This is a genomic window from Pseudomonas sp. SCA2728.1_7, assembly GCF_018138145.1.
Lineage (GTDB): Bacteria > Pseudomonadota > Gammaproteobacteria > Pseudomonadales > Pseudomonadaceae > Aquipseudomonas > Aquipseudomonas koreensis_A.
Genome location: NZ_CP073104.1, coordinates 3744280 through 3768356, shown reverse-complemented (window position 1 = coordinate 3768356; position 24077 = coordinate 3744280). Strand labels below are relative to the sequence as shown.

At 59.9% G+C, this 24077-nt stretch carries 16 protein-coding genes; 13 read left to right on the top strand and 3 right to left on the bottom strand.

The window, feature by feature from the left end:
• Positions 1-101 precede the first annotated feature (101 nt).
• On the top strand, positions 102-1556 hold the full coding sequence (gene thiI, locus KBP52_RS16720; RefSeq protein ID WP_077570341.1) for a tRNA uracil 4-sulfurtransferase ThiI: 1455 nt from the start codon (positions 102-104) through the stop codon (positions 1554-1556).
• A 139-nt stretch (positions 1557-1695) separates the two neighbouring features.
• Positions 1696-3516 carry a translational GTPase TypA gene (typA, locus tag KBP52_RS16715; protein ID WP_077570343.1) on the top strand — a complete coding sequence of 607 codons (1821 nt, stop codon included), beginning with the start codon at positions 1696-1698 and terminating at the stop codon, positions 3514-3516.
• Between the two features lie 310 nt (positions 3517-3826).
• On the opposite strand, the gene KBP52_RS16710 is transcribed toward typA, so the two are convergent.
• The gene (locus KBP52_RS16710) at positions 3827-4264 is read right to left on the bottom strand and encodes a YkgJ family cysteine cluster protein (protein ID WP_038359983.1); all 438 of its coding nucleotides are present in this window, start codon (positions 4262-4264) and stop codon (positions 3827-3829) included.
• Positions 4265-4524: 260 nt separating this feature from the next.
• On the opposite strand from KBP52_RS16710, the gene KBP52_RS16705 reads away from it, so the two are divergent.
• The 5 genes from KBP52_RS16705 to KBP52_RS16685 all read left to right on the top strand — a co-directional run bounded on the left by KBP52_RS16705 (position 4525) and on the right by KBP52_RS16685 (position 14123).
• Positions 4525-6975, top strand: coding sequence for a glycogen/starch/alpha-glucan phosphorylase (locus tag KBP52_RS16705; RefSeq protein ID WP_034153001.1), 2451 nt, complete (start codon positions 4525-4527; stop codon positions 6973-6975).
• Between the two features lie 254 nt (positions 6976-7229).
• A complete protein-coding gene (locus tag KBP52_RS16700; protein WP_212620582.1) occupies positions 7230-10814 on the top strand; it encodes a DUF2339 domain-containing protein in 3585 nt (1194 codons plus the stop codon).
• On the top strand, positions 10811-12175 hold the full coding sequence (locus tag KBP52_RS16695; protein WP_212620581.1) for a DUF3999 domain-containing protein: 1365 nt from the start codon (positions 10811-10813) through the stop codon (positions 12173-12175). The genes KBP52_RS16700 and KBP52_RS16695 overlap by 4 nt, the downstream gene beginning before the upstream one ends.
• 331 nt (positions 12176-12506) lie before the next feature.
• Entirely contained in the window at positions 12507-13517 is a 1011-nt protein-coding gene (locus KBP52_RS16690) for a class 1 fructose-bisphosphatase (RefSeq protein WP_007909265.1), read from the top strand.
• 3 nt (positions 13518-13520) lie between these two features.
• Positions 13521-14123 carry a DUF924 family protein gene (locus KBP52_RS16685; protein ID WP_212620580.1) on the top strand — a complete coding sequence of 201 codons (603 nt, stop codon included), beginning with the start codon at positions 13521-13523 and terminating at the stop codon, positions 14121-14123.
• Positions 14124-14305: 182 nt separating this feature from the next.
• On the opposite strand, the gene KBP52_RS16680 is transcribed toward KBP52_RS16685, so the two are convergent.
• A complete protein-coding gene (locus tag KBP52_RS16680) occupies positions 14306-16198 on the bottom strand; it encodes a methyl-accepting chemotaxis protein (protein WP_212620579.1) in 1893 nt (630 codons plus the stop codon).
• Between the two features lie 281 nt (positions 16199-16479).
• On the opposite strand from KBP52_RS16680, the gene KBP52_RS16675 reads away from it, so the two are divergent.
• Positions 16480-16734, top strand: a complete 255-nt coding sequence (locus tag KBP52_RS16675; RefSeq protein WP_003220802.1) for a hypothetical protein — start codon at positions 16480-16482, stop codon at positions 16732-16734.
• Between the two features lie 30 nt (positions 16735-16764).
• The gene (locus KBP52_RS16670; protein ID WP_212620578.1) at positions 16765-17334 is read left to right on the top strand and encodes a lipocalin family protein; all 570 of its coding nucleotides are present in this window, start codon (positions 16765-16767) and stop codon (positions 17332-17334) included.
• 112 nt (positions 17335-17446) lie between these two features.
• On the opposite strand, the gene KBP52_RS16665 is transcribed toward KBP52_RS16670, so the two are convergent.
• A complete protein-coding gene (locus tag KBP52_RS16665; protein WP_123592969.1) occupies positions 17447-18817 on the bottom strand; it encodes a formimidoylglutamate deiminase in 1371 nt (456 codons plus the stop codon).
• Positions 18818-18963: 146 nt separating this feature from the next.
• Here KBP52_RS16665 and hutC point away from each other — a divergent pair, with 146 nt between their 5' ends.
• The 4 genes from hutC to KBP52_RS16645 all read left to right on the top strand — a co-directional run bounded on the left by hutC (position 18964) and on the right by KBP52_RS16645 (position 24010).
• The gene (gene hutC / locus KBP52_RS16660) at positions 18964-19674 is read left to right on the top strand and encodes a histidine utilization repressor (protein WP_212623134.1); all 711 of its coding nucleotides are present in this window, start codon (positions 18964-18966) and stop codon (positions 19672-19674) included.
• A gap of 9 nt (positions 19675-19683) precedes the next feature.
• Entirely contained in the window at positions 19684-20253 is a 570-nt protein-coding gene (locus KBP52_RS16655; RefSeq protein ID WP_077570359.1) for a HutD family protein, read from the top strand.
• Between the two features lie 461 nt (positions 20254-20714).
• Entirely contained in the window at positions 20715-22382 is a 1668-nt protein-coding gene (gene hutU / locus KBP52_RS16650; protein ID WP_212620577.1) for a urocanate hydratase, read from the top strand.
• Positions 22383-22537: 155 nt separating this feature from the next.
• The gene (locus KBP52_RS16645) at positions 22538-24010 is read left to right on the top strand and encodes a cytosine permease (protein WP_212620576.1); all 1473 of its coding nucleotides are present in this window, start codon (positions 22538-22540) and stop codon (positions 24008-24010) included.
• Positions 24011-24077 lie beyond the last annotated feature (67 nt).

Below are 24077 nucleotides of genomic sequence, written 5' to 3'. Positions count from 1 at the left end.
GTGCGTGCAAAACCTTCTGCACATTAACTGGTTAAACCTTGAGCAATTTCCGCTATAATCCGCGCCCCCCTTTTTCGGCTGGCCGTTCGCGCGCTGTTTTCATGAAACTAATCGTAAAAGTCTTCCCCGAGATCACCATCAAAAGCCGACCTGTCCGGACGAAATTCATCCGCCAGTTGGCCAAGAACATCCGCACCGTGCTCCGTGACCTGGACCCGGCCGTGGTGGTGAACGGTGTGTGGGATAATCTCGAGCTGGAAACCCGCGTTACCGACGCCAAAGCCTTGAAAGAGATGGGTGAGCGCCTGACCTGCATGCCGGGCATCGCGCACTTTCTGCAGATCGACGAGTACCCGCTGGGCGACTTCGACGACATCACCGAGAAGTGCAAAGAGCACTACGGCGCTGCGCTGGCCGGGAAGATTTTCTCGGTGCGCTGCAAGCGTGCCGGCAAGCACACGTTCAGCTCGATGGACGTCGAAAAATACGTCGGCAGCAAGCTGCGCCGTGAGTGCGGTGCTGCCGGTATCGACCTGAAAACGCCGGAAATCGAAGTCCGTATCGAAGTTCGCGACAAACGGTTGTTCGTCATTCATAGCCAGCACAACGGCATCGGCGGCTACCCGCTCGGCGCCCTGGAGCAGACGCTGGTATTGATGTCCGGCGGCTTTGACTCGACCGTTGCGGCCTACCAGATCATTCGTCGCGGCCTGATGACGCACTTCTGCTTTTTCAACCTGGGCGGTCGTGCCCACGAATTGGGCGTGATGGAAGTCGCGCATTTCATCTGGAAGAAGTACGGCAGCTCGCAACGCGTGCTATTTGTCAGTGTTCCGTTCGAAGAAGTGTTGGGCGAAATTCTCGGCAAAGTCGATAACAGTCATATGGGCGTCGTATTGAAGCGTATGATGTTGCGCGCGGCCTCCAACATCGCCGACCGTCTGCACATCGAGGCGCTGGTCACCGGCGAGGCGATCTCCCAGGTGTCGAGCCAGACGCTGCCGAACCTGTCGGTGATCGACTGCGTGACCGACAAGCTGGTCCTGCGTCCGCTGATCGTGGCGCACAAGCAGGACATCATCGACACGGCCAACGAGATTGGCACCGCCGATTTCGCCCGGCACATGCCGGAATACTGCGGGGTCATTTCGGTCAACCCGAAAACTGCCGCCAAACGCGGTCGCGTTGAGCACGAAGAGAAAGAATTCGACATGGCAGTCCTCGAGCGTGCGCTCGAAAACGCCAAACTGGTGCCGATCGATCGGGTGATCGACGAATTGGGCCAGGACGTACAGATTGAAGAAGTCAGCGAAGCACTGGCCGGCCAGATCGTGATCGACATCCGTCACCCGGATGCCGCCGAGGATGAGCCGCTGGAACTCGCTGGCGTAGAAGTACAGACGATGCCGTTCTACGCAGTGAACGCTCGTTTCAAGGAGCTGGATCCGACTCGCCAGTACCTGCTGTATTGCGACAAAGGCGTGATGAGTCGCCTGCATGCTCACCATTTGCTCAGTGAGGGGCATGCCAATGTGCGCGTTTATCGACCGAGCTAAGTGCCCGGGGCTGTTTGCCTGTGGCCTGCGTCACCGGCCCCCCGACACCGCCGTCAAGCTGTAACGGCCATGCCGGACACTACTGCTAATCGCTGCCAAGACTTGTCAGCAAACCGAATCCTCTGATCGAGATACACAAGTGATCGAAAATCTACGCAACATCGCCATCATTGCCCACGTTGACCATGGTAAAACCACCCTGGTAGACAAACTCCTGCGTCAATCCGGCACTCTGGAGCGCAACGAGCTCAACGACGAGCGCGTGATGGACTCCAACGACCAGGAAAAAGAGCGCGGTATTACCATTCTGGCGAAAAACACCGCCATCAACTGGAACGGCTACCACATCAACATCGTGGACACCCCGGGCCACGCCGACTTCGGCGGCGAAGTTGAACGTGTAATGTCGATGGTTGACTCCGTTCTGCTGCTGGTTGACGCTCAAGACGGCCCTATGCCGCAAACCCGTTTCGTGACCAAGAAGGCTTTCGAAGCCGGCCTGCGTCCAATCGTGGTAATCAACAAGGTTGACCGTCCAGGCGCGCGTCCGGACTGGGTTCTGGACCAGATCTTCGACCTGTTCGACAACCTCGGTGCTACCGAAGAACAACTGGACTTCCAGGTTGTTTACGCCTCGGCCCTGAACGGTATTGCCGGTCTGGATCACACCGCCATGGCGGAAGACATGACTCCGCTGTACCAAGCGGTAGTCGACCACGTTCCGCCTCCGGCTGTTGACCGTGATGGCGCGTTCCAGATGCAGATCTCCGCTCTGGACTACAACAGCTTCCTGGGTGTTATCGGCGTTGGCCGTATCGCTCGTGGCCGCGTCAAGCCGAACACCCCGGTTGTGGCGATCGGTGCCGACGGCAAGCGCCGTAACGGCCGTATCCTGAAACTGATGGGTCACCACGGTCTGCACCGCATCGACGTTGAAGAAGCTGCAGCAGGCGATATCGTTTGCATCAGCGGTATGGACTCGCTGTTCATCTCCGACACCCTGTGCCACCCGGACACTGTCGAGGCGATGAAGCCTCTGACCGTTGACGAGCCAACCGTTTCGATGACCTTCCAGGTAAACGACTCGCCATTCTGCGGTAAAGAAGGCAAGTTCGTGACGTCCCGTAACATCAAGGACCGTCTGGACAAAGAGCTGCTGTACAACGTTGCACTGCGCGTTGAAGAAGGCGACACCGCTGATAAGTTCAAGGTTTCCGGCCGTGGTGAGCTGCACCTCTCGGTACTGATCGAAACCATGCGTCGCGAAGGCTTCGAAATCGCTCTGGGGCGTCCGGAAGTGATCATTCGTGAAGTTGACGGCGTCAAGCAAGAACCGTTCGAAAACGTCACCATCGACATCCCTGAAGAAGCTCAGGGCAAGGTCATGGAAGAGATGGGTCTGCGTAAAGGCGACCTGAGCAACATGGTTCCTGATGGCAAGGGCCGTGTTCGTCTGGAATACAACATCCCTGCTCGCGGTCTGATCGGTTTCCGTAACCAGTTCCTGACCCTGACCAACGGTGCTGGCATCCTGACCTCGATCTTCGATCGCTACGACACCGTCAAGTCGGGCCACATGTCCGGCCGTCAGAACGGCGTTCTGGTTTCGGTTGAAACCGGCAAGGCACTGACCTACTCGCTGGAAACCCTGCAGGCTCGTGGCAAGCTGTTCGTAGAACACGGCCAGGAGATCTACAACGGTCAAATCGTTGGTCAGAACAGCCGCGACAACGACCTGGGTGTAAACCCAACCAAAGGCAAGAAGCTCGACAACATGCGTGCTTCGGGTAAAGACGAAACCATCGCTCTGGTTCCACCTGTTCGCTTCACCCTGGAACAGGCTCTGGAATACATCCAGGAAGACGAGCTGTGCGAAGTTACTCCTAAGTCCATCCGTCTTCGCAAGAAGATCCTGGACGAAAGCGAGCGTACCCGCGCTGCCAAGAAAGCCAAGGCGTAACTTAGCCCGCGCTTGAAAAAACGCCCCCGGTCGAGAGACCGGGGGCGTTTTTGTTTGTCTGGGGGATGTGCAGATTGGGCCTTGAAGATCAAAAGCCCCTCACCCTAGCCCTCTCCCAGAGGGAGAGGGGACCGAATGGGGGATATTCATGAGATGCATCGACTTGAAAGAATTCTGCTGAATCCATAATCGATTTGGTGGGGCTGTACCGAATCCATAATCGACTGGGTGTTTCAGGTCGATGTATGGCGCCAGGCACCTCGGTCGGCTCCCTCTCCCTCCGGGAGAGGGCTGGGGTGAGGGTAAGCGTTTAAAATTTCTCAATCGCACGGAAATTCTGCTCGCGCACCACTTCCTTCGGCTTGTAGGCGCAATACCCCGGACGCGGGCCGATCTTCGGGTGATTGCGGCAGGTATCCGGGCGCTTGTCATAAATGGTGCACAGGCGGCTCTTACGATCCAGGTAGTAGCAATCGTTGTTGCTCATGCGCTGCAGGGTGAAGATGCCGGACTTCTGATTGAAGCGTTCAACCAGACCTTCCTTCTGCAAACGCTTGGCGATGTTCTTTGGCGGATCGCCCAGTTCGAACTCGTCGACCACGCCGATACGCACCAGATCCTTGATCTTCACCTCAACCGGCAGCGTGCAGCAGCTGGACACGCAGGAACCGCACATCGGGGCTGAGTATTTCGCCCACGTATCGAGACGATCGATCTCGGCGGCGGCAATCAGGTTGGGCTTCATCATCGGGAGTTACCAGGTGTGTATGCATCAGGGCGCGCGATCATACCGGGACTGGTGGATTTTTGAACAACCTTTCGCCAGATTTTTTCTGCGTGCAGGCACATTGCCGGGCAATTCGGCACGGCCCCTGCATTCATTAGCTCACTCGCCAAGGTAATGCCGGGCTATCTCACAGTCTCGGGAAAAACTGCCGAACCAGAGCCGCTACCGTCGGTCAGACCGTCTAGGCTCAGACAATTCCCCGCTCGCTCGAGGTCCTATCGATGACTCAAGAACCACTAGTTCGCGAAGCAGAGGTGGCCGCATTCCGCGACGCCGTCCTGACCAAACTCACCTATGCGGTGGGCAAAGACCCCGATCACGCCTTCGACCATGACTGGTTCGAAGCCATCGCTTTGGCTGCGCGTGATCACATGGTCGAACACTGGATGGACCACACCCGGCAGATCTACCGTAAAGGCCAGAAGCGGGTGTATTACCTTTCGCTGGAATTCCTCATCGGCCGTTTGCTCTACGACAGCCTCAGCAACCTCGGTCTGCTCGACGTCGCCCGTGAAGCGTTGACCGAACTCGGTGTCGACCTGGAGCGTATTCGTTTACTGGAGCCCGATGCTGCGCTTGGCAACGGCGGCCTCGGTCGTCTGGCCGCATGCTTCATGGAAAGCATGTCGACCCTCGGCATCGCTGGACACGGATACGGCATCCGCTATGAGCACGGTTTGTTCCGCCAGGCCATTGTCGATGGCTGGCAGCAGGAGCAGACCGAGCACTGGCTGGATTTCGGCAACCCGTGGGAGTTTGAACGGCCGGAAGTCGTCTACTCCATCGGCTTCGGCGGCAGCGTTGAAACCGTCACCGACGTTTCCGGCAAGTCCAAACAAGTCTGGTCGCCGGCAGAGACCGTCCGCGCGATTGCTTACGACACACCGGTGGTCGGCTGGCGCGGGGCGAGCGTCAACACCTTGCGCCTGTGGCGTGCTCGCGCCATGGAAGATTTGCACCTAGAGCGCTTCAACGCCGGTGACCACTTGGGCGCCGTCGCCGAAGTGGCCCGCGCCGAAAGCATCTCCCGCGTGCTTTACCCGGCGGACAGCACCGAAGCAGGGCAAGAGCTGCGCCTGCGTCAGGAATACTTCTTCGTCGCCGCCTCGCTGCAGGATCTGCTGCGCCGCCATCGCAACATGCACACCTCGGTGCTGACCCTTGGCGATCACGCAGCCATCCAGCTCAACGACACCCACCCTTCGATTGCCGTCGCTGAACTGATGCGGCAATTGGTCGACGTCTACGATGTGGCGTGGGATGCGGCGTGGCAAGTCACCGTCGACACGCTGTCATACACCAACCACACGCTGCTGCCAGAAGCGCTGGAGACCTGGCCGGTGGGTTTGATGGAACGCATGCTGCCGCGACACATGCAGATCATTTACCTGATCAACGCTCAGCACATTGATTCGCTGCGGGCCAAAGGCATTCACGATTTCGACGTGCTGCGTGCGGTGTCGCTGATCGAAGAAGACAACGGTCGCCGCGTGCGCATGGGCAACCTCGCGTTCCTCGGTTCGCACAGCGTCAATGGCGTATCCGGACTGCACACGCAGTTGATGCGCAAAACCGTGTTCGCCGAACTGCACAAGCTCTACCCGGAGCGGATCAACAACAAAACCAACGGCATTACCTTCCGCCGCTGGCTGTATCAGGCCAACTCCGAACTGACTTCGATGCTGGTCGACGCGCTCGGCCCGGATCTATTGGATAACCCCGAAGAGCGTCTGCTCGATCTCGAGCCGTTCGCCGAAAAAACCGCATTCCGCAAAGCTTTTGCCGAACAACGGCTGCACAGCAAAAAAGCGCTGGCCTATCTGATTCACGAACGGCTGGGCATCGCGGTCAACCCGGCGGCTATGTTTGATGTGCAGGTCAAACGGATCCACGAATACAAACGCCAGTTGCTCAACCTGATGCACACCGTGGCGCTGTATCAGGCGATTCGCGCCGAACCGGAAGTCGACTGGGTGCCACGGGTGAAGATCTTCGCCGGTAAAGCGGCGGCGAGTTATCACCAGGCCAAACTGATCATCAAGCTGACCAACGACATCGCCCGGGTGGTGAACAACGACCCGACCGTGCGCGGCCTGCTGAAAGTGGTGTTCCTGCCCAACTACAACGTCAGCCTCGCGGAGAGCATCATTCCGGCGGCGGACTTGTCCGAGCAGATTTCCACTGCCGGCTTCGAAGCCTCGGGCACCAGTAACATGAAGTTCGGCCTCAACGGCGCGCTGACCATTGGCACACTGGACGGCGCCAACGTGGAAATGTGCGAACGCATCGGGGCCGAGCACATGTTTATCTTCGGTCTCAGCGCCCAGCAGGTGGAAGCGCGCAAACAGAACCACGAGTTCAGCGCGTTGCCGGACATCGCCGCGTCGCATCGTTTGAACGATGTGCTGCAAGCGATTCGCAGCGGGGTGTTCTCGCCGGATGACACCTCGCGTTATACCGGGCTGATCGATTCGCTGGTGGATTACGACCGCTTCCTGGTCTGCGCCGATTTCGACTCCTACTGGGAAGCGCAGAAGCGTGTTGAAGCGCACTGGCATGATTCCAACAACTGGTGGCGTTCGGCAGTGCTTAACACGGCGCGGATGGGCTGGTTCTCGTCTGACCGGACGATTCGTGAGTACGCCACGGATATCTGGAAAGCGTTGGAGTAATTTTCCGCCACAAATGTGCGTAAGGCCCAACGTTTGTTGGGCCGGATCGATATACTGAGCGCCGGTTACCGGTAGCTCCAGTCACCACCAATCCAATGTGGGAGCGAGCCTGCTCGCGAAGCGGTTGTCTTGTTAAACAGAAATGTTGGCTGACAAACCGCTTTCGCGAGCAGGCTCGCTCCCACAGGGTTTGTGCCTAGACTGAAGCAATCGCCGGACTCGCCCCGTCTTGGGGCTGCTTAGGGATATCGACCATGCAATGGATGTTCATGTTGATCGGGCTGGTGCTCGGCTGGCTGCTCGACGAGTCGTTCAGTGATGCGCTGTTGGGCGCGTTGCTGGGGCTGGCAATCGGGCAGGCGATCCGCATCGCTCGGCTTGGCTCGCAAGCGGCTGAGCAACAGCAGCAACTTGAACAGGCGAAAGTCGCGTTACAGGGCGTTGAGCAGCGGCTGTTTCTGCTGGAAGGCGCGCCGGTTCGTGCCGCGTCACCACCGAGTTCGGCGCCGGTTACCGAGCCTGTCGTCGAATCTATCAAAGCCGCCGAAGAAGCCCCGGCCCCCGAACTGGTCTGGGAACTGCCGCCCGAACTCGAACCGATTTCCGCCGTCGCCAGTGAAACCAGTCAACCGCTGCCCGCTGATGTCTGGCGCCTCGACGCCGTCACGCCCGAACCATCAAAACCCGCCGAACCCCGTGGCTCGAACCTGATCGAACGCGGCATCAGTGCTGCGCGCAACTGGTTGTTCGGCGGCAACACCGTGCTGCGTGTCGGCGTGGTGTTGTTGTTTTTCGGCTTGGCGTTCCTGTTGCGCTATGCCACCGAAGGCATGGTCGTGCCGATCGAATTGCGTTACGCCGGTGTCGCGGCGGCCGCGTTGGGCCTGCTCGCGCTGGGTTGGTGGCTGCGTCGGCGCAACAGCAATTACGCGTTGATGCTGCAAGGCACCGGGATCGCGGTGTTGTACCTGACGGTGTTTGCGGCGATGCGTCTGCACCCGTTGCTTGATCCATCGGCCGCGCTCGGCCTGCTGGTGGCGGTCACCGTTTTCTCGGCGATCCTCGCCATCACTCAGGATGCTTTAGGGCTGGCGGCTGCAGCGGCATTGGGCGGTTTCGCCGCGCCGATCCTGACCTCGACCGGCGCCGGTAACCATGTCGCGCTGTTCAGCTATTTCGCGCTGCTCAACGCCGGCATTCTCGCCATCGCCTGGTTCAAGGCCTGGCGCCTGCTCAACCTGATTGGCTTCGTCGGCACCTTCGGCATCGGTTTCGCCTGGGGCCTGCGTTCGTATGCGCCGGAGCTGTTGTGGAGCACCGAGCCGTTCCTGATTCTGTTCTTCCTGATGTACCTCGCTATCGGCCTGCTGTTTGCCCGGCGCAAATTGCTCGATATGTCTGATGCGCCGGCAGACAGCGACCGTGATGCCTTGCTGCACTGGTCAGCGCGCAAGGGCGATTACGTCGATGGGACGATGCTGTTCGGCCCGCCGATCATTGGCTTCGGTTTGCAGTTTGCGCTGGTCCAGCATCTGGAGTTTGCCGCCGCGTTCAGCGCGCTGGCACTCGGCATGATTTACATGGCGCTGGCCAAGGTGTTGATGGGCGGGCGCGCGATGTTGCTGGGCGAAACCTGTCTGGCGCTCGGGGTGATTTTTGCCAGCCTGGCGATTCCGCTGGGACTGGATGCGCGCTGGACGTCGGCGGCGTGGGCGGTGGAAGGTGCGGGGATTTTCTGGCTGGGGTTGCGTCAGCATCGGCCGTTCGCCCGGGCCTTTGCCTTGCTGCTACAACTCGGTTCCGCGCTGGCGTTCCTCAGTCAGTTGCGGGTTGGCGAGAGCAGTCTGCTCGACGGTGCTCCGCTGGGCGCGCTGATGCTGGGTATTGCCCTGCTGTTCAGTTTCGATCAATTGCGCAAGGCCGCGCCGGAACAGGCATCGCCTTGGGAGCGACAAGGTCTGCCGGTGTTGGCGTCTCTGGGCCTGACCTTCCTCTATCTGCTGGCACCGCTATTTTTCTTCGTTCAGGCCACGGCAATCAGTTGGGCGCTGGCCGGGCTGGCGACTCTGTTTGTCGGTCTGCGGATTCAATCGCGTACGTTCCTGTTCAGCGCATTTGCCGTGCAGCTGCTCGGCGGCGCTTTGTTCCTGCTACGTCTGCAAGGTGCAGGGGAAGATTCCGCCGCAGTGTTCAGCGCTGGCTGGAGCGGTTTGCTCAGTGCGGCGTTGATCGGTCTGACGTTGATCGCCGGCATGCTGTTGGCGGCTCGCGACGAGATGGTGCGTGGCGATGTGCGTCTGCTGCGCGGTTTGTCGGTGGTGTTGTTGGCCGGTCTGGTGCTGATCAATCTGGCGGTGCTGTTTGTGCTGCCGTGGCAAACCGCGAGTGCGGTGTGGGCGGCGAGTGGTTTGCTGATCATCTGGCTGAGCCTGTACCTCAAGCAGCGCGTGAGCTTTGTTTTCGGTCTGCTATTGCAGGTGATTGGTGGCGCGGCGTTTTTGCTGGCCGGCCCCGAGTTGCTTGGGCCGCTGTCCAGCGAAGGTCTGAAGCCTTTCGCCCATGGCGGATTCTGGACGCCGCTGGTGTTGGGGCTGGCGGCGATGATCGGTGCGTGGCGCCTGCAACTGGGCAATCATGCCTCGGCATTCGATGCGTTGAGTTTGCAGCGTTTGTCAGAAGTGTTGCTGGTGTGGGGCGCCGGTTGGTGGGCGTTGGCGTGGGTCAGCGAGGTGCTGCGCTTTGCATCGCCGACTCTGCAAGGCACCTTATTGCTGTTGGTCGCCGCCGTCAGCGTGGCGTTGTGGACTGTGTTGTCGCTACGTTTGAAATGGCCGGCGCTGGGCTTGCTCTGCACTTTGCTGATTCCGGCTGCCGGACTTGTCCTGATCGCCGCGTGGCACTCGCGTTATCACCCGGCGGCCGATTTCGGTTGGCTGGCGTGGGCAGCCGTGTTCGCCGTGCATTTCTTCAGCCTGCGACGTTTGGCGCCGATGCTGCCGGCGCGCGTCTTGAGCACGGCGCATGTGCTCGGCTGCTGGCTGCTGATCGGCGTGCTGGCGCTGGAGTTGCGCTACGGTCTGCTGCTGTTGTCCGAGCAATACAACGCCTGGCGCTGGCTGGGCTGGGCGATTCTGCCGAGCGTTTATCTGTTGCTGGCAGCGGCACCGCGCACTTGGCCATGGCCGGTCGCCACGTTTGCCCGCGAATACCGCTTATATGCCGCTGCGCCGTTGGCGGTGTTGATGCTGGCGTGGTTCTGGCTGGCGAATGGTGTCAGTGATGGCAATGCCGAACCGTTGCCGTACGTGCCCCTCTTGAATCCGCTGGAGCTGGGCCTGCTGTTCGCATTGTTCGGCGTCTATGTGTGGTCGCGCAGTGCGATTTCGCAGTTGTCGATCCGTCAGGACTACGCCGATTACGGCACACAGCTGATCGCCGGGATATCGCTGTTCGCCTTCTGCACTGCGCTGGTCACCCGCGCAGCGCACCATTGGGCCGGGATCCCGTTCGAGCTGGATACGCTGCTCGCCTCGATGCTGGTGCAGGCTGGCTTGTCGATCGTCTGGACGCTGATGGCGCTCGGGCTGATGATCGGCGGGCATCTGCGCCATCGCCGCGAGGTCTGGCTGATCGGCGCGGCGCTGATTGCGCTGGTGGTGGCCAAACTGATTTTTGTCGAACTGAGCAACCGTGGTGGCCTCGCCCGGATCGTCTCGTTTATCGGCGTTGGCGTGTTGCTGCTGGTGGTCGGCTATTTCGCGCCGCTGCCGCCCAAACGCGTTGAAGCTGAGCCGGCGGCGGACAAACCGGCCCCGGACACCGAAGGAGTTTCATCTTGAGTCGCATGCGAAATCTGGGTTGGTTGGCGTTGGGCGTGGTGATGGTGGCCGGCGCACAGGACAAACCGGCGGACTTTGCCACGCAGGTGCCGTTGTCGGTCAGCGGCAACGGTCCGTGGTACCGCCTCGAATTGCCGCTGAGCGTGCAATTGCAGGCGCGCCAGACCGATCTCAGTGATCTGCGTGTGTTCAACGCCGCCGGCGAAGCGCAGGCTTACGCCTTGGCACGCGAATCGGCACAGACCCGCGACGACGGTCAGTTGCACGAGGTGAAGTGGTTCCCGCTGTACAACGCCGCCGACGCCAGTGAACGCGCGCCGAACGTGCGCGTGCAATCGACCACCAACGGCACGCTGGTCGAGGTGCAGCCGTCCAGCCAGTTGGAGGCGGGTGAAGAGGTTCTGCGCGGCTGGTTGTTGGATGCGAGCGCGATCAAGGCGCCATTGCAGCAGTTGATCCTCGATTGGACCAGCGAGCGCGACGGCTTTCAGCGTTTCAGTATCGAGGCCAGCGATGACTTGCAGCACTGGCAGCCGTGGGGCGAAGGGCAGGTGGCACGGCTGACCTTTTCCGATGAGCGCATCGAGCAGCACGAGGTGACGTTGCCGGGACAATCGGCGCGCTACGTGCGGTTGCTGTGGGAGTCGCCGAACTCGGCGCCGATCCTGACGGCGGCCCAATTGAAAAGCAGTGATCCGCGCAATGTTCCGCTGCCGTTGGTCTGGTCGCAAGAGTTGGCCGGCAGCAGCGCCAAGGCCGGGGAGTACACCTGGCAATTGCCGATGGGGCTGAATGTCGAGCGGGTGCAGGTCGAAATCAAACAACCGAACAGTCTGGCACCGGTGACATTGGCGGGCCGACGTGAGAGCAGCTTGCCGTGGCAGGCGCTGAGCAGCGGTTTGCTCTATCGCCTGACCCAGAATGGTCAGGACGTGGTGCAGAACGAATTGCAGCTCTACGGGCAGACTGTGCAGCAGTTGAAGCTGACGGTGGATGAGCGTGGCGGTGGTCTGGGCGAGCAGGCGCCAAGCGTGAAATATGCGGTGCGGGCGACCCAAGTGATTTTCCTTGCGCGCGGGGAGGGGCCGTACAGTCTGGCGTTGGGCAACCCGAGTGTGAAGACAGCGAATCTGCCGTTGGCGACGCTGATTCCGGATTTCAAACCGGAGAAACTGGCGGCGTTGGGCAAGGCGTCGGTGCAGGGTGAGGCGGTGGTTACGCAGACTTCGACGGCGACCACGGCGGCGGTGGCTGAGACCAATTGGAAGAAGATCGGGTTGTGGGCGGTATTGTTGCTCAGTGTGGTGTTCCTTGGGGCGATGGCGTTTAGCTTGTTGCGCAAGCCTCCCGCTAAATCCTGAAAGGGCGGGTGCTGCGCACCCGATCGTGAGCAGGCTCACTCCTACAGTTGATCGCATTCCATCTGGAGAAATGCAATCAACTGTAGGAGTGAGCCTGCTCGCGATAGCGGCCTACCAGCCAATAAAAATACTCAAACTGCCGCTTCACTTAGCCACCACCCGTCCCGAACCGGTCTACGCTAAACCCGCTACCTGAACTCTCCACCCACATTCACGTCTCATGCAGGCAATTACACCCCAACGCACGTTACCGGGCGTCTTCGCTCGCTACGTTTTCAGACTCCCTGTAAACTGCGCGGGTTTTTAGCCCCCCATTCCACCGGAGCCGTCCATGTCCCGCGTTACCCTGAGTCGCTATTTGATTGAGCAGACCCGCAGCAATAACACTCCTGCCGATCTGCGTTTCCTGATCGAAGTGGTGGCGCGTGCTTGCAAAGAAATCAGCCACGCCGTGTCCAAAGGCGCCCTGGGTGGTGTTCTGGGCAGCATGGGCACTGAAAACGTCCAAGGCGAAGTGCAGAAGAAGCTCGACGTGATCTCCAACGAAATCCTGCTCGAAGCCAACGAATGGGGCGGTCACCTGGCCGGCATGGCGTCCGAAGAAATGGACAATGCCTACCAGATCCCGGGCAAATACCCGAAAGGCGCGTACCTGCTGGTATTCGACCCACTGGACGGCTCGTCGAACATCGACATCAACGCCCCGGTCGGCACTATCTTCTCGGTACTGCGTTGCCCGAACGAATACCTGAGCCAGAACGAGCCGCTGAACGAGAAAGCGTTCCTGCAGCCAGGCACTCAGCAGGTTGCCGCCGGTTACGCGATCTACGGCCCGCAGACCATGCTGGTACTGACCTTGGGCGACGGCGTGAAAGGTTTCACCCTCGACCGCGAAATGGGCAGCTTCGTGCTGACTCACGAAGACATCACCATTCCTGAATCGACCCAGGAATTCGCCATCAACATGTCCAACCAGCGTCACTGGGAAGCCCCGGTACAACGCTACGTGGGCGAGCTGCTGGCCGGTGAAGAAGGTCCGCTGAAAAAGAACTACAACATGCGTTGGGTCGCGGCGATGGTTGCCGACGTACACCGCATCCTGACCCGTGGCGGTCTGTTCATGTACCCGCGCGACAGCCGTGAGCCTTCCAAGCCAGGCAAACTGCGTCTGATGTACGAAGCCAACCCGATGTCGTTCCTGGTGGAACAAGCGGGCGGCGCGTCCACCGACGGTCACCAGCGCATTCTCGACATCCAGCCTGAAGGCCTGCACCAGCGTGTAGCGGTGTTCCTCGGCTCGAAAGAAGAAGTCGCACGCGCTACGGCCTACCACAAGGAATAAACCATGACCGCGCCCTGGCAGCCGTTGCTCGATTGGTGGTTCGGACAAGCCGAGTCCCCCGACGAGATATCGGCTGACAAGGGCAAGTTGTGGTTCGGTAAGCGAGACAGCCAAGACCTCGAAGCGCGTGAGCGTTTCGGGGTCTTTGTCGATCAGGCCCTGGCCGGCGAATTGACCGCGTGGACGCAACGTCCCGAAGGTTGGCTGGCGGTAGTGCTACTGCTCGATCAACTGCCGCGAATGATCTTTCGCGATACTCCCAAAGCGTTTTCCGGTGATCTGCGCGCGCAGAAACTCGTCGCCCAAGGCATTGCGGCGGATTTCGATCGGCAGTTGAAACCGATCCAGCGAGTGTTCATTTATCTGGTGTTCGAACACTGCGAAAACCTCGCGGTGCAGAACGAGGCCGTTTCCAGATTTATTGAGTTGGTGGTTGAGCAGCCAGAGTCGGAGCGGGCGGTGTTTGCCGACAATCTGGATTATGCCGAGCGACATCAGAAAGTGATTGCGCGGTTTGGCCGGTTTCCGCATCGCAATGCGGTGTTGGGGCGGGAGTCTACGGCTGAGGAGTTGGTGTTTCTTTCTGAGCCGGGGTCGCGGTTTTAAGGGCTTACCCTCACCCTAGCCCTCTCCCAGGGGGAGAGGGGACTGACCGAGGTGTCTGGGCTTGATACATCGACCTGAAATATCGAGTCGAACTCAGGTTTGAACAGCATGAAGATCGGCTCCCTTTCCCCCTCGCCCCCTTGGGGGAGAGGGTTGGGGTGAGGGGGTAAAGATCTTGATCTTTAAATCCTGAAACTACCCACCAATTGCTTCAACCGCGCCGCCTGCTGCTCCAGATCCGAACACGCCCGCAACGTCGCCTGCAAGTTCTCCACACCTTCCTGATTCAGCGTGTTGATCTCATTGATATCCACGTTGATCGACTCAACCACCGCCGTCTGCTCTTCGGTCGCCGTGGCCACCGACTGGTTCATCCCGTCGATCTCACCGATGCGCTGGGTCACGCTGCCCAACCGCTCGCCGGCCTGATTGGCGATGCCGACGCTGCTTTCGCTCTCGCGCTGGCTCTCGGTCATGATGCTCACCGCCTGACGCGCACCGACCTGCAGCTCTTCGATCATCTTCTGCACCTGCTGCGCCGAATCCTGAGTGCGGTGGGCGAGGTTGCGCACTTCATCGGCAACCACGGCGAAACCACGACCGGCTTCACCGGCACGCGCCGCTTCGATCGCGGCGTTGAGTGCGAGCAAGTTGGTCTGCTGGGAAATGCTGGTGATCACTTCAAGAATCTGACCGATGTTCACCGTGTTGCTGTTCAAGGTTTCGATGTTGCCGCACGAATCACTGATCTTCGCCGACAACTGCTGCATCGCGTGGATGGTTTTATCCACAACCTGCTGACCGTCGACCGCGAGGCTGCGCGCGTCGCTGGAATGCTGCGACGCGAGGGCGGCGTTCTGGGCGATTTCCTGTGCGGCGGCGCCGAGTTGGTTGATCGCCGCGGCCACGCTGTTGGTGCGCGAGGCTTGCTGATCGGAGTTGTACATCGACGAGTTTGACGCCGCGACCACGCGCAGGGCGACTTCGTTGACCTGGCCGGTGGCCGAGGATACTTCGCGGATCGAGGTGTGGATGCGCTCAACAAAACGGTTGAACGAAGTGCCCAGTGCGCCGAACTCGTCGTTGCCGTGAATCACCAAGCGTTTGGTCAGGTCGCCTTCACCTTCAGCGATGTCGTGCATGGCGCGGCCCATGGTCAGCAGCGGCTGCATCAACACACGGATGAGCATGCCGAGCAGGGCGATGATGATCACCACGGCAATGACCATGGCGATCAGCGCTGAGGTGCGGAATTCGCTGAGCATGGCGAATGCGGTGTCTTTATCCAGCACCAGCGCTACGTACCAGTCGGCCGACGGCACGCCGTTGATGTGGGTGAAGGAGATCAGTTGGGTCTTGCCGTCGAACTCGACTTCTTTCAGGCCCGGACTGACTTTCGGCGCACCGTTGGGGTAGGCCTCGGCGAGGGTCTTGAGCACCAGTTTGCTGTCCGGGTGGATCAGGATCTTGCCTTCGCTGCTGACGATGAACGCGTGGCCATGGCCGCCGAAGTTCAGCGAGTTGATGATCGCGCTGACGCTGGTCAGGTCGATGTCGGCACCGGCGACGCCGAGCATCTGGCCCTGACGCTGTACCGGGGTGGCAACGGTGATCACCAGTTTGCCCGAGGAGGCGGCGATGTACGGTTCGGTGACGATGGTCTGCTGCGCGCTGTTCGCTGCTTTGTACCAGCCGCGTGCACGTGGATCGTAGTCCGGCGCGCGGTTGCCGGCCGGTACCGAGAACATCACGCCGTCAGCTCCGCCGAAATAGCTGAGCTGGAAATTACCGGTATAGGCGGGCAGGTCGATGATGCGTTTCAGGCTGGCGGGGGCGTTGCCGTCGACCGCGACTTGCTGAGAGAGCGATTGCAGCAACTGAATGCGGCTTTCCAGCCAGGTCTGGATGTTGCTGGTGGTCAGGCTGCCCAGTTCCTGCATCGAGGCTTCGGTGCTCGTGCTCAGGGCTTCGCGCTGTCGATAGTCGTTGAAGAAAATGAAACAGGCGAACGCAACGGCCACCACAAGGGCGGCAGCCAACAAGATCTTGTGGCTGAATTTCATGTTTCTGGTCATCGAATGAACTACCGCGAAGGGGCTGGTCAAGAAAGGGCGGCAATTTGCCACACTCGGGGGCTTTGCGCTGCTCTTATTTCGACCGCGGCGCGCCAAAGATTAGGCGTCTTTGGTGAAAGGCGACGAAATGCTCAATAGCCCTACAAAGTGTCTGATTTACCGGCAAATGCCAGACGGGTGGGCTAATAAATAGCCGTTCCTCCACGGAACCAGATGAGGGTTTTCTCTTCTAAGCTTCTGGTTGGCACCATGCCATCCCCCCTCGTTCCAGGAGTTACACCATGTCGCTGCGATCTATCGCCCTTCTGACGTTTTGCGTGCTGTTGGCCGCATGCAGCAAGGTCAATCAGGAAAACTACTCGAAGCTCTCGGCCGGTATGGCCAAGGCCGAAGTCGAGACTCTGCTCGGCAAGCCCACCGATTGCTCGGGCGCGCTCGGCATGTCCAGTTGCACCTGGGGCGACAAGAACAGCTTTATCAGCGTGCAGTACGCCGGTGACAAAGTGCTGATGTTTTCCGGCCAAGGCCTGAAGTAAACCGGGGCTTCGCGCCCACGGAGAAGAAAAATGAAGCGGTTATTGCTGATCCTTTTTGCCGGCCTGGTACTGGCCGGCTGCGCCAGTTCCGGCGTCGACCCGTTGGCGCCGAAAACCGTCAACAGCGTCAATCTCAAGCGCTATCAGGGCACCTGGTACGAGCTGGCGCGCTTGCCGATGTACTTCCAGCGCAATTGCGCGCAGTCCGAAGCGCATTACACCCTCAAGCCTGACGGCAATGTCGCGGTGCTCAATCGCTGCCTGACGCCGGACTGGCAGTGGGAAGAGGCCAAGGGCACGGCTTATCCACAGGTGCCGGGCAAGACCGACAAGCTTTGGGTGGAGTTCGACACCTGGTTCTCGCGGCTGATTCCGGGTGTGGCGAAAGGCGAATATTGGGTGCTGTACGTCAGCGATGACTACAAGACCGCCATCGTCGGCGACCCGACCCGCAAGTACATGTGGTTGCTGTCACGCACGCCGACCGTCAACGGGGTGGTGCGTGAAGAACTGTTGAGCAAGGCGCGTCAGCAGGGCTATGACACTACGCGACTGATCTGGCGCGCGTCGGATCGGCAGATGGCCAAGACCTCAAATTAAGCATCGCCACAAATCAAATGTGGGAGCGAGCCTGCTCGCGATAGCGTTGTGTCAGAGCACAAATAAGTGACTGACACACTGCTATCGCGAGCAGGCTCACTCCTACATTTGGTTATGCGTCGCCCAGGAGGTCGCGCAGGACTTGGGTGAACGCGCGAGCACTGTCCTCTTCCCCGGCATGTCGACCATCGCGCACAACCCACTGGCCATTGACCAGCACATCGCGCACCTGACGATCGCCGCCGGCAAACAACCAGCGATTCAAAATCCCGTCACCGCTCGCCGTCGCCAGATACGGATCGTTGCCATCGAGCACAATCCAGTCGGCCCGCTTGCCCACCTCCAGCGCGCCAACCGGCTGCCCCATCGCCTGCGCACCGCCATCCAGCGCCGCGTCATACAACGTACGCCCGACCATCGGTTGATCCGCACCATACAAACGGTTACGTCGCTGATCACGTAGGCGCTGGCCGTATTCCAGCCAACGCAATTCCTCGACCACGCTGAGCGAGACATGGCTGTCGGAACCGATGCCCATGCGTCCGCCCTGGGCGAGAAAGTCCACCGCCGGGAAAATCCCGTCACCCAGGTTCGCTTCAGTGGTCAGGCACAGCCCGGCGATGGCGCGACTCTTGGCCATCAGCGTGACTTCTTCCGGGTTGGCGTGGGTCGCATGGACCAGGCACCAGCGCTGATCGACTTCGGTATTTTCGTAGAGCCATTGCAGCGGCCGACGACCGCTCCAGCTCAGGCAGTCGTCGACTTCCTTCTGCTGTTCGGCGATGTGGATGTGCACCGGGCATTGTTTGTCGCTGGCGGCCAGTACTTCGCTGATCTGCTGCGGCGTTACCGCGCGCAACGAGTGGAAGCACAGGCCCAGCGATTGCGCCTTTTGCTGCGCCAACACTGGCTGCAAACGCGATTGCAGATTCAGGTAATTTTCGGTGCTGTTGATGAAGCGGCGCTGGCCGTCATTCGGCGTCTGGCCGCCAAAACCGGAGTGGCTGTAGAGCACCGGCAACAGGGTCAGACCGATGCCGCTTTCACTCGCCGCCTGACTGATGCGCAACGCCAGTTCAGCCGGATCGGCATAAGGCTGGCCATTGCTGTCGTGGTGCACGTAATGAAATTCGGCCACCGAAGTGTAACCGGCCTTGAGCATTTCGATGTACAGCTGACGGGCAATCACGCCGAGCTGATCGGGGCTGATTTTTCCGACGAGCCGATACATCAGATCACGCCACGTCCAGAAACTGTCATTCGGATTACCGGCCACTTCGGCCAGTCCCGCCATCGCCCGCTGGAACGCGTGGGAGTGCAGATTCGGCATGCCCGGCAGCAGCGGGCCGCTCAGCCGTTCGGCGCCATCTGCGGTGGAATCGGCCTGGATTTGGGTCAGCAGGCCATCGGCGCTGACTTCAAGACGTACATTGTTGGCCCATCCGTTAGGCAGCAGCGCGCGTTCGGCAAAGAAGGCGGACATGGTTCAGCACCCCATCGTGTGTTATTTGTATATACATATACAGACGTTTGCCTGCTCGGTAAACTCCGGCAAGCTAGCCACTTTCATCCAAAGAACAGGGATCAACCGTGCCGACTCCGCCTCCAGTCTCCCCGTTGGCCGCGAACATGGGCGACAGTCCGGCGCCCTTGTACGCCCGCGTCAAACAGATGATCACCCAGCAGATCGACAGCGGAAACTGGCCGCCGCACTACCGCGTGCCGTCCGAGAGCGAACTGGTCAATCAACTCGGTTTCAGCCGCATGACCATCAACCGCGCGCTGCGCGAGATGACCGCTGACGGACTGTTGGTGCGCATGCAGGGCGTCGGCACCTTCGTCGCCGAACCGAAGAGCCAGTCCGCGCTGTTCGAAGTGCATAACATCGCCGACGAAATCGCTTCCCGTGGCCATCGCCACACTTGCCAGGTGGTCACCCTCGAAGAAGAGGCCGCTGGTTCCGAACGCGCGCTGGCGCTGGACATGCGCGAAGGGCAGAAAGTATTTCACTCGCTGATCGTGCATTACGAAAACGATATTCCGGTGCAAATTGAAGACCGTTTCGTCAACGCATTGGTCGCCCCGGAATACCTCAAGCAGGACTTCACTCTGCAAACGCCGTACGCGTATCTCAATCAGGTGGCGCCGCTGACCGAAGGCGAGCATGTGGTTGAAGCTATCCTTGCTGAGTCGTCCGAATGCAAGTTGCTGCAGATTGAAAAAGGCGAGCCGTGCCTGTTGATTCGTCGCCGCACGTGGTCGGGGCGTCAGCCGGTGACGGCTGCGCGTTTGATTCATCCGGGTTCTCGTCATCGTCTGGAAGGTCGATTCCATAAATAGAGAGCATAAATGAGTGCACTTAAGGTTTTACGCGCTGAAGGCTACCCGCGCATGCCGTGGAAAAACGGTGGCGGCAGCACTGAAGAAATCACCCGTGATGCCGGTGCAGGGCTGGACGGTTTTGGCTGGCGTCTGTCGATTGCCGATATCGCCGAGTCGGGCGGCTTTTCGACCTTCGCCGGTTACCAGCGGGTGATCACCGTGTTGCAGGGGGATGGCATGACCCTGTGCGTTGACGGCGACGACACGCGCGCGCTGTTACCGCTCGACCCGTTTGCCTTCAGTGGTGAAAGCCAGGTTTCGTGCACGCTGCTCGGTGGCGCGATTCGCGACTTCAACCTGATTTACGCGCCACAGCGTTACAGCGCGCGTTTGCAGTGGCTGGACGGCGAGCAGCGGTTCTTCAGTTCGGCGGGGACGGTGCTGGTGTTCGGTGTCAGCGAGTTGCTGGAAGTCCGGATCGGTGACAGTGTTTCGCAGTTGGGGCGACATGATTGCCTGCAACTGGACGGCAACAATGGCTTGGTTGAAGTGTCCGTCAATGCGGGTTGCTGCGTCATTGAACTGACTGCACGCTGATTCCGAAATCTTAAAAGATCGCAGCCTTCGGCAGCTCCAGGGTGTACATCAAACCCCGTGCAGGAGCTGCCGAAGGCTGCGATCTTTTGCTTTTGGGGTGTTCCCAACCCACGCACCAACTTGTTACCGAACGCCCCAGCGTGGCGCAAAACCACGCTCACGTAACAAAGTCCCGTCGCCCTAAATCATCCCCACGAAAAAATTCATCCACGCCCGAACCCTTGATTCAGGCGCTCTCCAGCCGTGCCCGTAATTTTTCTTGAATACCCCTCCAACAAGTTGGCCGCTTGATTGCATATGCTTGTATGTACAAGTAAAGACGTATGCGTATGAGTCGCTCGAGACTCTCCGCAGCGTCCACTGATTCGCTTGTCGCGCAGCGAAGCGCACAGGCTGCTTGCCCACTGCCAGGGTTGGTTTGAATTGATCGCTGAGGAGTCTCTTTCGTGACTGATAACAAAATGACTAAGTTTCGCGACGTCGAAATCCGTGCCGCACGCGGTAACAAGCTGACCGCCAAGAGCTGGCTGACCGAAGCGCCGCTGCGCATGCTGATGAACAACCTCGACCCGGAAGTCGCCGAGAACCCGAAAGAACTGGTGGTTTACGGTGGTATCGGTCGCGCCGCGCGTAACTGGGAGTGCTACGACAAGATCGTCGAGAGCCTGACCAACCTGAACGACGACGAGACCCTGCTGGTGCAATCCGGCAAGCCGGTCGGCGTGTTCAAGACTCACAGCAACGCCCCGCGTGTACTGATCGCTAACTCCAACCTCGTCCCGCACTGGGCGAGCTGGGAGCATTTCAACGAACTCGACGCCAAAGGCCTGGCCATGTACGGCCAGATGACCGCCGGCAGCTGGATCTACATCGGCAGCCAGGGCATCGTTCAAGGCACCTACGAAACCTTCGTTGAGGCCGGTCGCCAGCACTACAACGACAACCTCACCGGCAAGTGGGTATTGACCGCCGGCCTCGGTGGCATGGGCGGCGCACAGCCTCTGGCCGCAACCCTCGCTGGCGCATGCTCGCTGAACATCGAATGCCAACAGGTCAGCATCGATTTCCGCCTGAAAAGCCGTTACGTCGACGAGCAAGCCAAAGACCTCGACGACGCCTTGGCGCGCATCGACAAATACACCAAGGAAGGCAAAGCGATCTCCATCGCCCTGCTGGGTAACGCCGCAGAAATTCTGCCGGAACTGGTCAAGCGTGGCGTGCGCCCGGACATGGTCACCGACCAGACCAGCGCCCACGACCCGCTCAACGGTTACCTGCCAGCCGGTTGGACCTGGGACGAGTACCGCGCCCGCGCCAAGACCGAGCCGGCCGCTGTAATCAAAGCCGCCAAACAGTCGATGGCCGTACACGTCAAAGCCATGCTGGAATTCCAGAAGCAAGGCATTCCGACCTTCGACTACGGCAACAACATCCGTCAGATGGCGCAAGAAGAAGGCGTCGAAAACGCCTTCGACTTCCCGGGCTTCGTACCGGCTTACATCCGTCCACTGTTCTGCCGTGGTATCGGCCCGTTCCGTTGGGCGGCGCTGTCGGGCGATCCGCAAGACATCTACAAAACCGACGCCAAGGTCAAAGAGCTGATCCCGGACGACGCGCACCTGCACAACTGGCTGGACATGGCTCGCGAGCGCATCAGCTTCCAGGGTCTGCCGGCACGTATCTGCTGGGTCGGTCTGGGCCTGCGCGCCAAGCTCGGTCTGGCGTTCAACGAAATGGTCCGCAGCGGTGAATTGTCCGCACCGATCGTGATCGGTCGCGACCACCTCGACTCCGGCTCGGTGGCCAGCCCGAACCGCGAAACCGAATCGATGCAGGACGGTTCTGACGCCGTGTCCGACTGGCCACTGCTCAACGCTTTGCTCAACACCGCGAGCGGCGCGACCTGGGTTTCCCTGCACCACGGCGGCGGCGTCGGCATGGGCTTCTCGCAGCACTCGGGGATGGTGATTGTCTGTGACGGTACTGACGAAGCGGCCGAGCGCATTGCGCGGGTGCTGCACAACGACCCGGCCACCGGCGTCATGCGTCACGCCGATGCCGGTTACCAGATCGCCATCGACTGCGCCAGGGAACAGGGCCTGAACCTGCCGATGATTACTGGCAAATAAATGCAAAACCCCTGTAGGAGTGAGCCTGCTCGCGATGAGGCCGGCACAGTCAGCAAATTTGCTGACTGACACACCGCAATCGCGAGCAGGCTCACTCCTACAAAAGCAAAAGCCAAAAAAGAACAAAACCCGGAACAATCCACAGAGGTTGAATCATGGCTGTCAACACCGATCGTGCAGGCAACAAACCGTTGATCGAAAGGCGTTCGATCGACTACATCCCGGAAGCGGAAAGACACGGTCGTCTGTTTAGCCAGTTCACCCTGTGGATGGGTGCCAACCTGCAAATCACTGCGATTGTCACCGGGGCCTTGGCCGTGGTGTTGGGCGGTGATGTGTTCTGGTCGCTGATCGGTCTGTTGATCGGTCAACTGCTCGGCGGTGGCGTGATGGCGCTGCACGCGGCGCAAGGGCCGAAACTCGGTCTGCCGCAGATGATCTCCAGCCGCGTGCAGTTTGGCGTCTATGGTGCGGCAATCCCTATCGTCTTGGTATGCCTGATGTACCTGGGTTTCACCGCGACCGGCACCGTGCTTTCCGGTCAGGCGTTAGGCCAGCTATTCAATGTCAGCGACAGCGTCGGCATCCTGATTTTCGCCAGCGTTATCGTGCTGGTCACGGTGCTCGGTTATCGGGTGATCCACTGGATCGGCCGTGTTGCCAGCGTGATTGGCGTGATCGCTTTCGTCTTCCTGTTCTGGCGCCTGATGAGCCAGACCGACGTCGGCGCACTTCTGCAGATCCGTCACTTCAGCTGGAGCAGCTTCCTCCTCGCAGTGTCGCTCGCGGCCTCCTGGCAGATCGCTTTCGGCCCGTACGTGGCTGACTATTCCCGTTACCTGCCGAGCAACACCTCGGCGGTGAAAACCTTCTTCGCCGCCGGTGCCGGTTCAGTGGTCGGCGCGCAGGTGGCGATGATCCTCGGTGTGTTCGCCGCCGCTTCGGCCAACGGCCAGTTCGCCGGTCATGAAGTCGCCTACATCGTCGGTCTGGGCGGCACCGGTGCCACCGCTGCGCTGCTGTACTTCAGCATCGCGTTCGGCAAGGTGACCATCTCGACGCTGAACTCCTACGGCAGCTTCATGTGCATCGCGACCATCATCAGTGGTTTCAAAGGTCACCTGACCGTTACGCGTATGCAGCGTCTGGTGTTTGTGTTGGTGATCGTCGGCGCGGCGACCCTGATCGCGCTGCTCGGTCAGCACTCGTTCCTCGGTGCGTTCAAGTCTTTCATCCTCTTCCTGCTGGCGTTCTTCACACCGTGGAGCGCGATCAACCTGGTGGATTACTACTGCATCACCCGCGAGCGCTATGACGTGCCAGCTCTGGCCAATCCGAACGGTCGCTACGGTCGCTGGAACCTGCTCGGCATCAGCGTCTATGTGTTCGGTGTACTGGTGCAGCTGCCGTTCATCTCCACCAAGTTCTATACCGGTCCGCTGGTGGCCCCCCTCGGTGATGTGGACATTTCCTGGATCATCGGCCTCGTGCTGCCGGCCGTCGTCTATTACGTGTGCGCGAAAAAATGGCACAGCGCGGTACCCGATCAACTGATTCTGCCGGTCGAGCAGAACAGCGTTGTACAACCTAAAACAAGCGGGGCCGGTCGCGCTGCGGCGCAGGCCTGATTTGGACGTGGACAGGGCTGGATGCCTCTTGACTGCCGTAAGCCAATTCATGATTAGGAGCGTCACA

Bases quoted from the DNA above. Each gene is read 5' to 3' on its own strand.
- KBP52_RS16665 (WP_123592969.1), bottom strand. From the start codon at position 18,817: ATGTCCGCCTTCTTTGCCGAACGCGCGCTGCTGCCTAACGGATGGGCC.
- KBP52_RS16705 (WP_034153001.1), top strand. From the start codon at position 4,525: ATGACTCAAGAACCACTAGTTCGCGAAGCAGAGGTGGCCGCATTCCGC.
- hutU (WP_212620577.1), top strand. From the start codon at position 20,715: ATGACTAAGTTTCGCGACGTCGAAATCCGTGCCGCACGCGGTAACAAG.
- hutC (WP_212623134.1), top strand. From the start codon at position 18,964: ATGGGCGACAGTCCGGCGCCCTTGTACGCCCGCGTCAAACAGATGATC.
- KBP52_RS16700 (WP_212620582.1), top strand. From the start codon at position 7,230: ATGCAATGGATGTTCATGTTGATCGGGCTGGTGCTCGGCTGGCTGCTC.
- KBP52_RS16680 (WP_212620579.1), bottom strand. From the start codon at position 16,198: ATGACCAGAAACATGAAATTCAGCCACAAGATCTTGTTGGCTGCCGCC.
- KBP52_RS16685 (WP_212620580.1), top strand. From the start codon at position 13,521: ATGACCGCGCCCTGGCAGCCGTTGCTCGATTGGTGGTTCGGACAAGCC.
- thiI (WP_077570341.1), top strand. From the start codon at position 102: ATGAAACTAATCGTAAAAGTCTTCCCCGAGATCACCATCAAAAGCCGA.
- KBP52_RS16645 (WP_212620576.1), top strand. From the start codon at position 22,538: ATGGCTGTCAACACCGATCGTGCAGGCAACAAACCGTTGATCGAAAGG.
- KBP52_RS16675 (WP_003220802.1), top strand. From the start codon at position 16,480: ATGTCGCTGCGATCTATCGCCCTTCTGACGTTTTGCGTGCTGTTGGCC.
- KBP52_RS16710 (WP_038359983.1), bottom strand. From the start codon at position 4,264: ATGATGAAGCCCAACCTGATTGCCGCCGCCGAGATCGATCGTCTCGAT.
- KBP52_RS16670 (WP_212620578.1), top strand. From the start codon at position 16,765: ATGAAGCGGTTATTGCTGATCCTTTTTGCCGGCCTGGTACTGGCCGGC.
- KBP52_RS16655 (WP_077570359.1), top strand. From the start codon at position 19,684: ATGAGTGCACTTAAGGTTTTACGCGCTGAAGGCTACCCGCGCATGCCG.
- KBP52_RS16690 (WP_007909265.1), top strand. From the start codon at position 12,507: ATGTCCCGCGTTACCCTGAGTCGCTATTTGATTGAGCAGACCCGCAGC.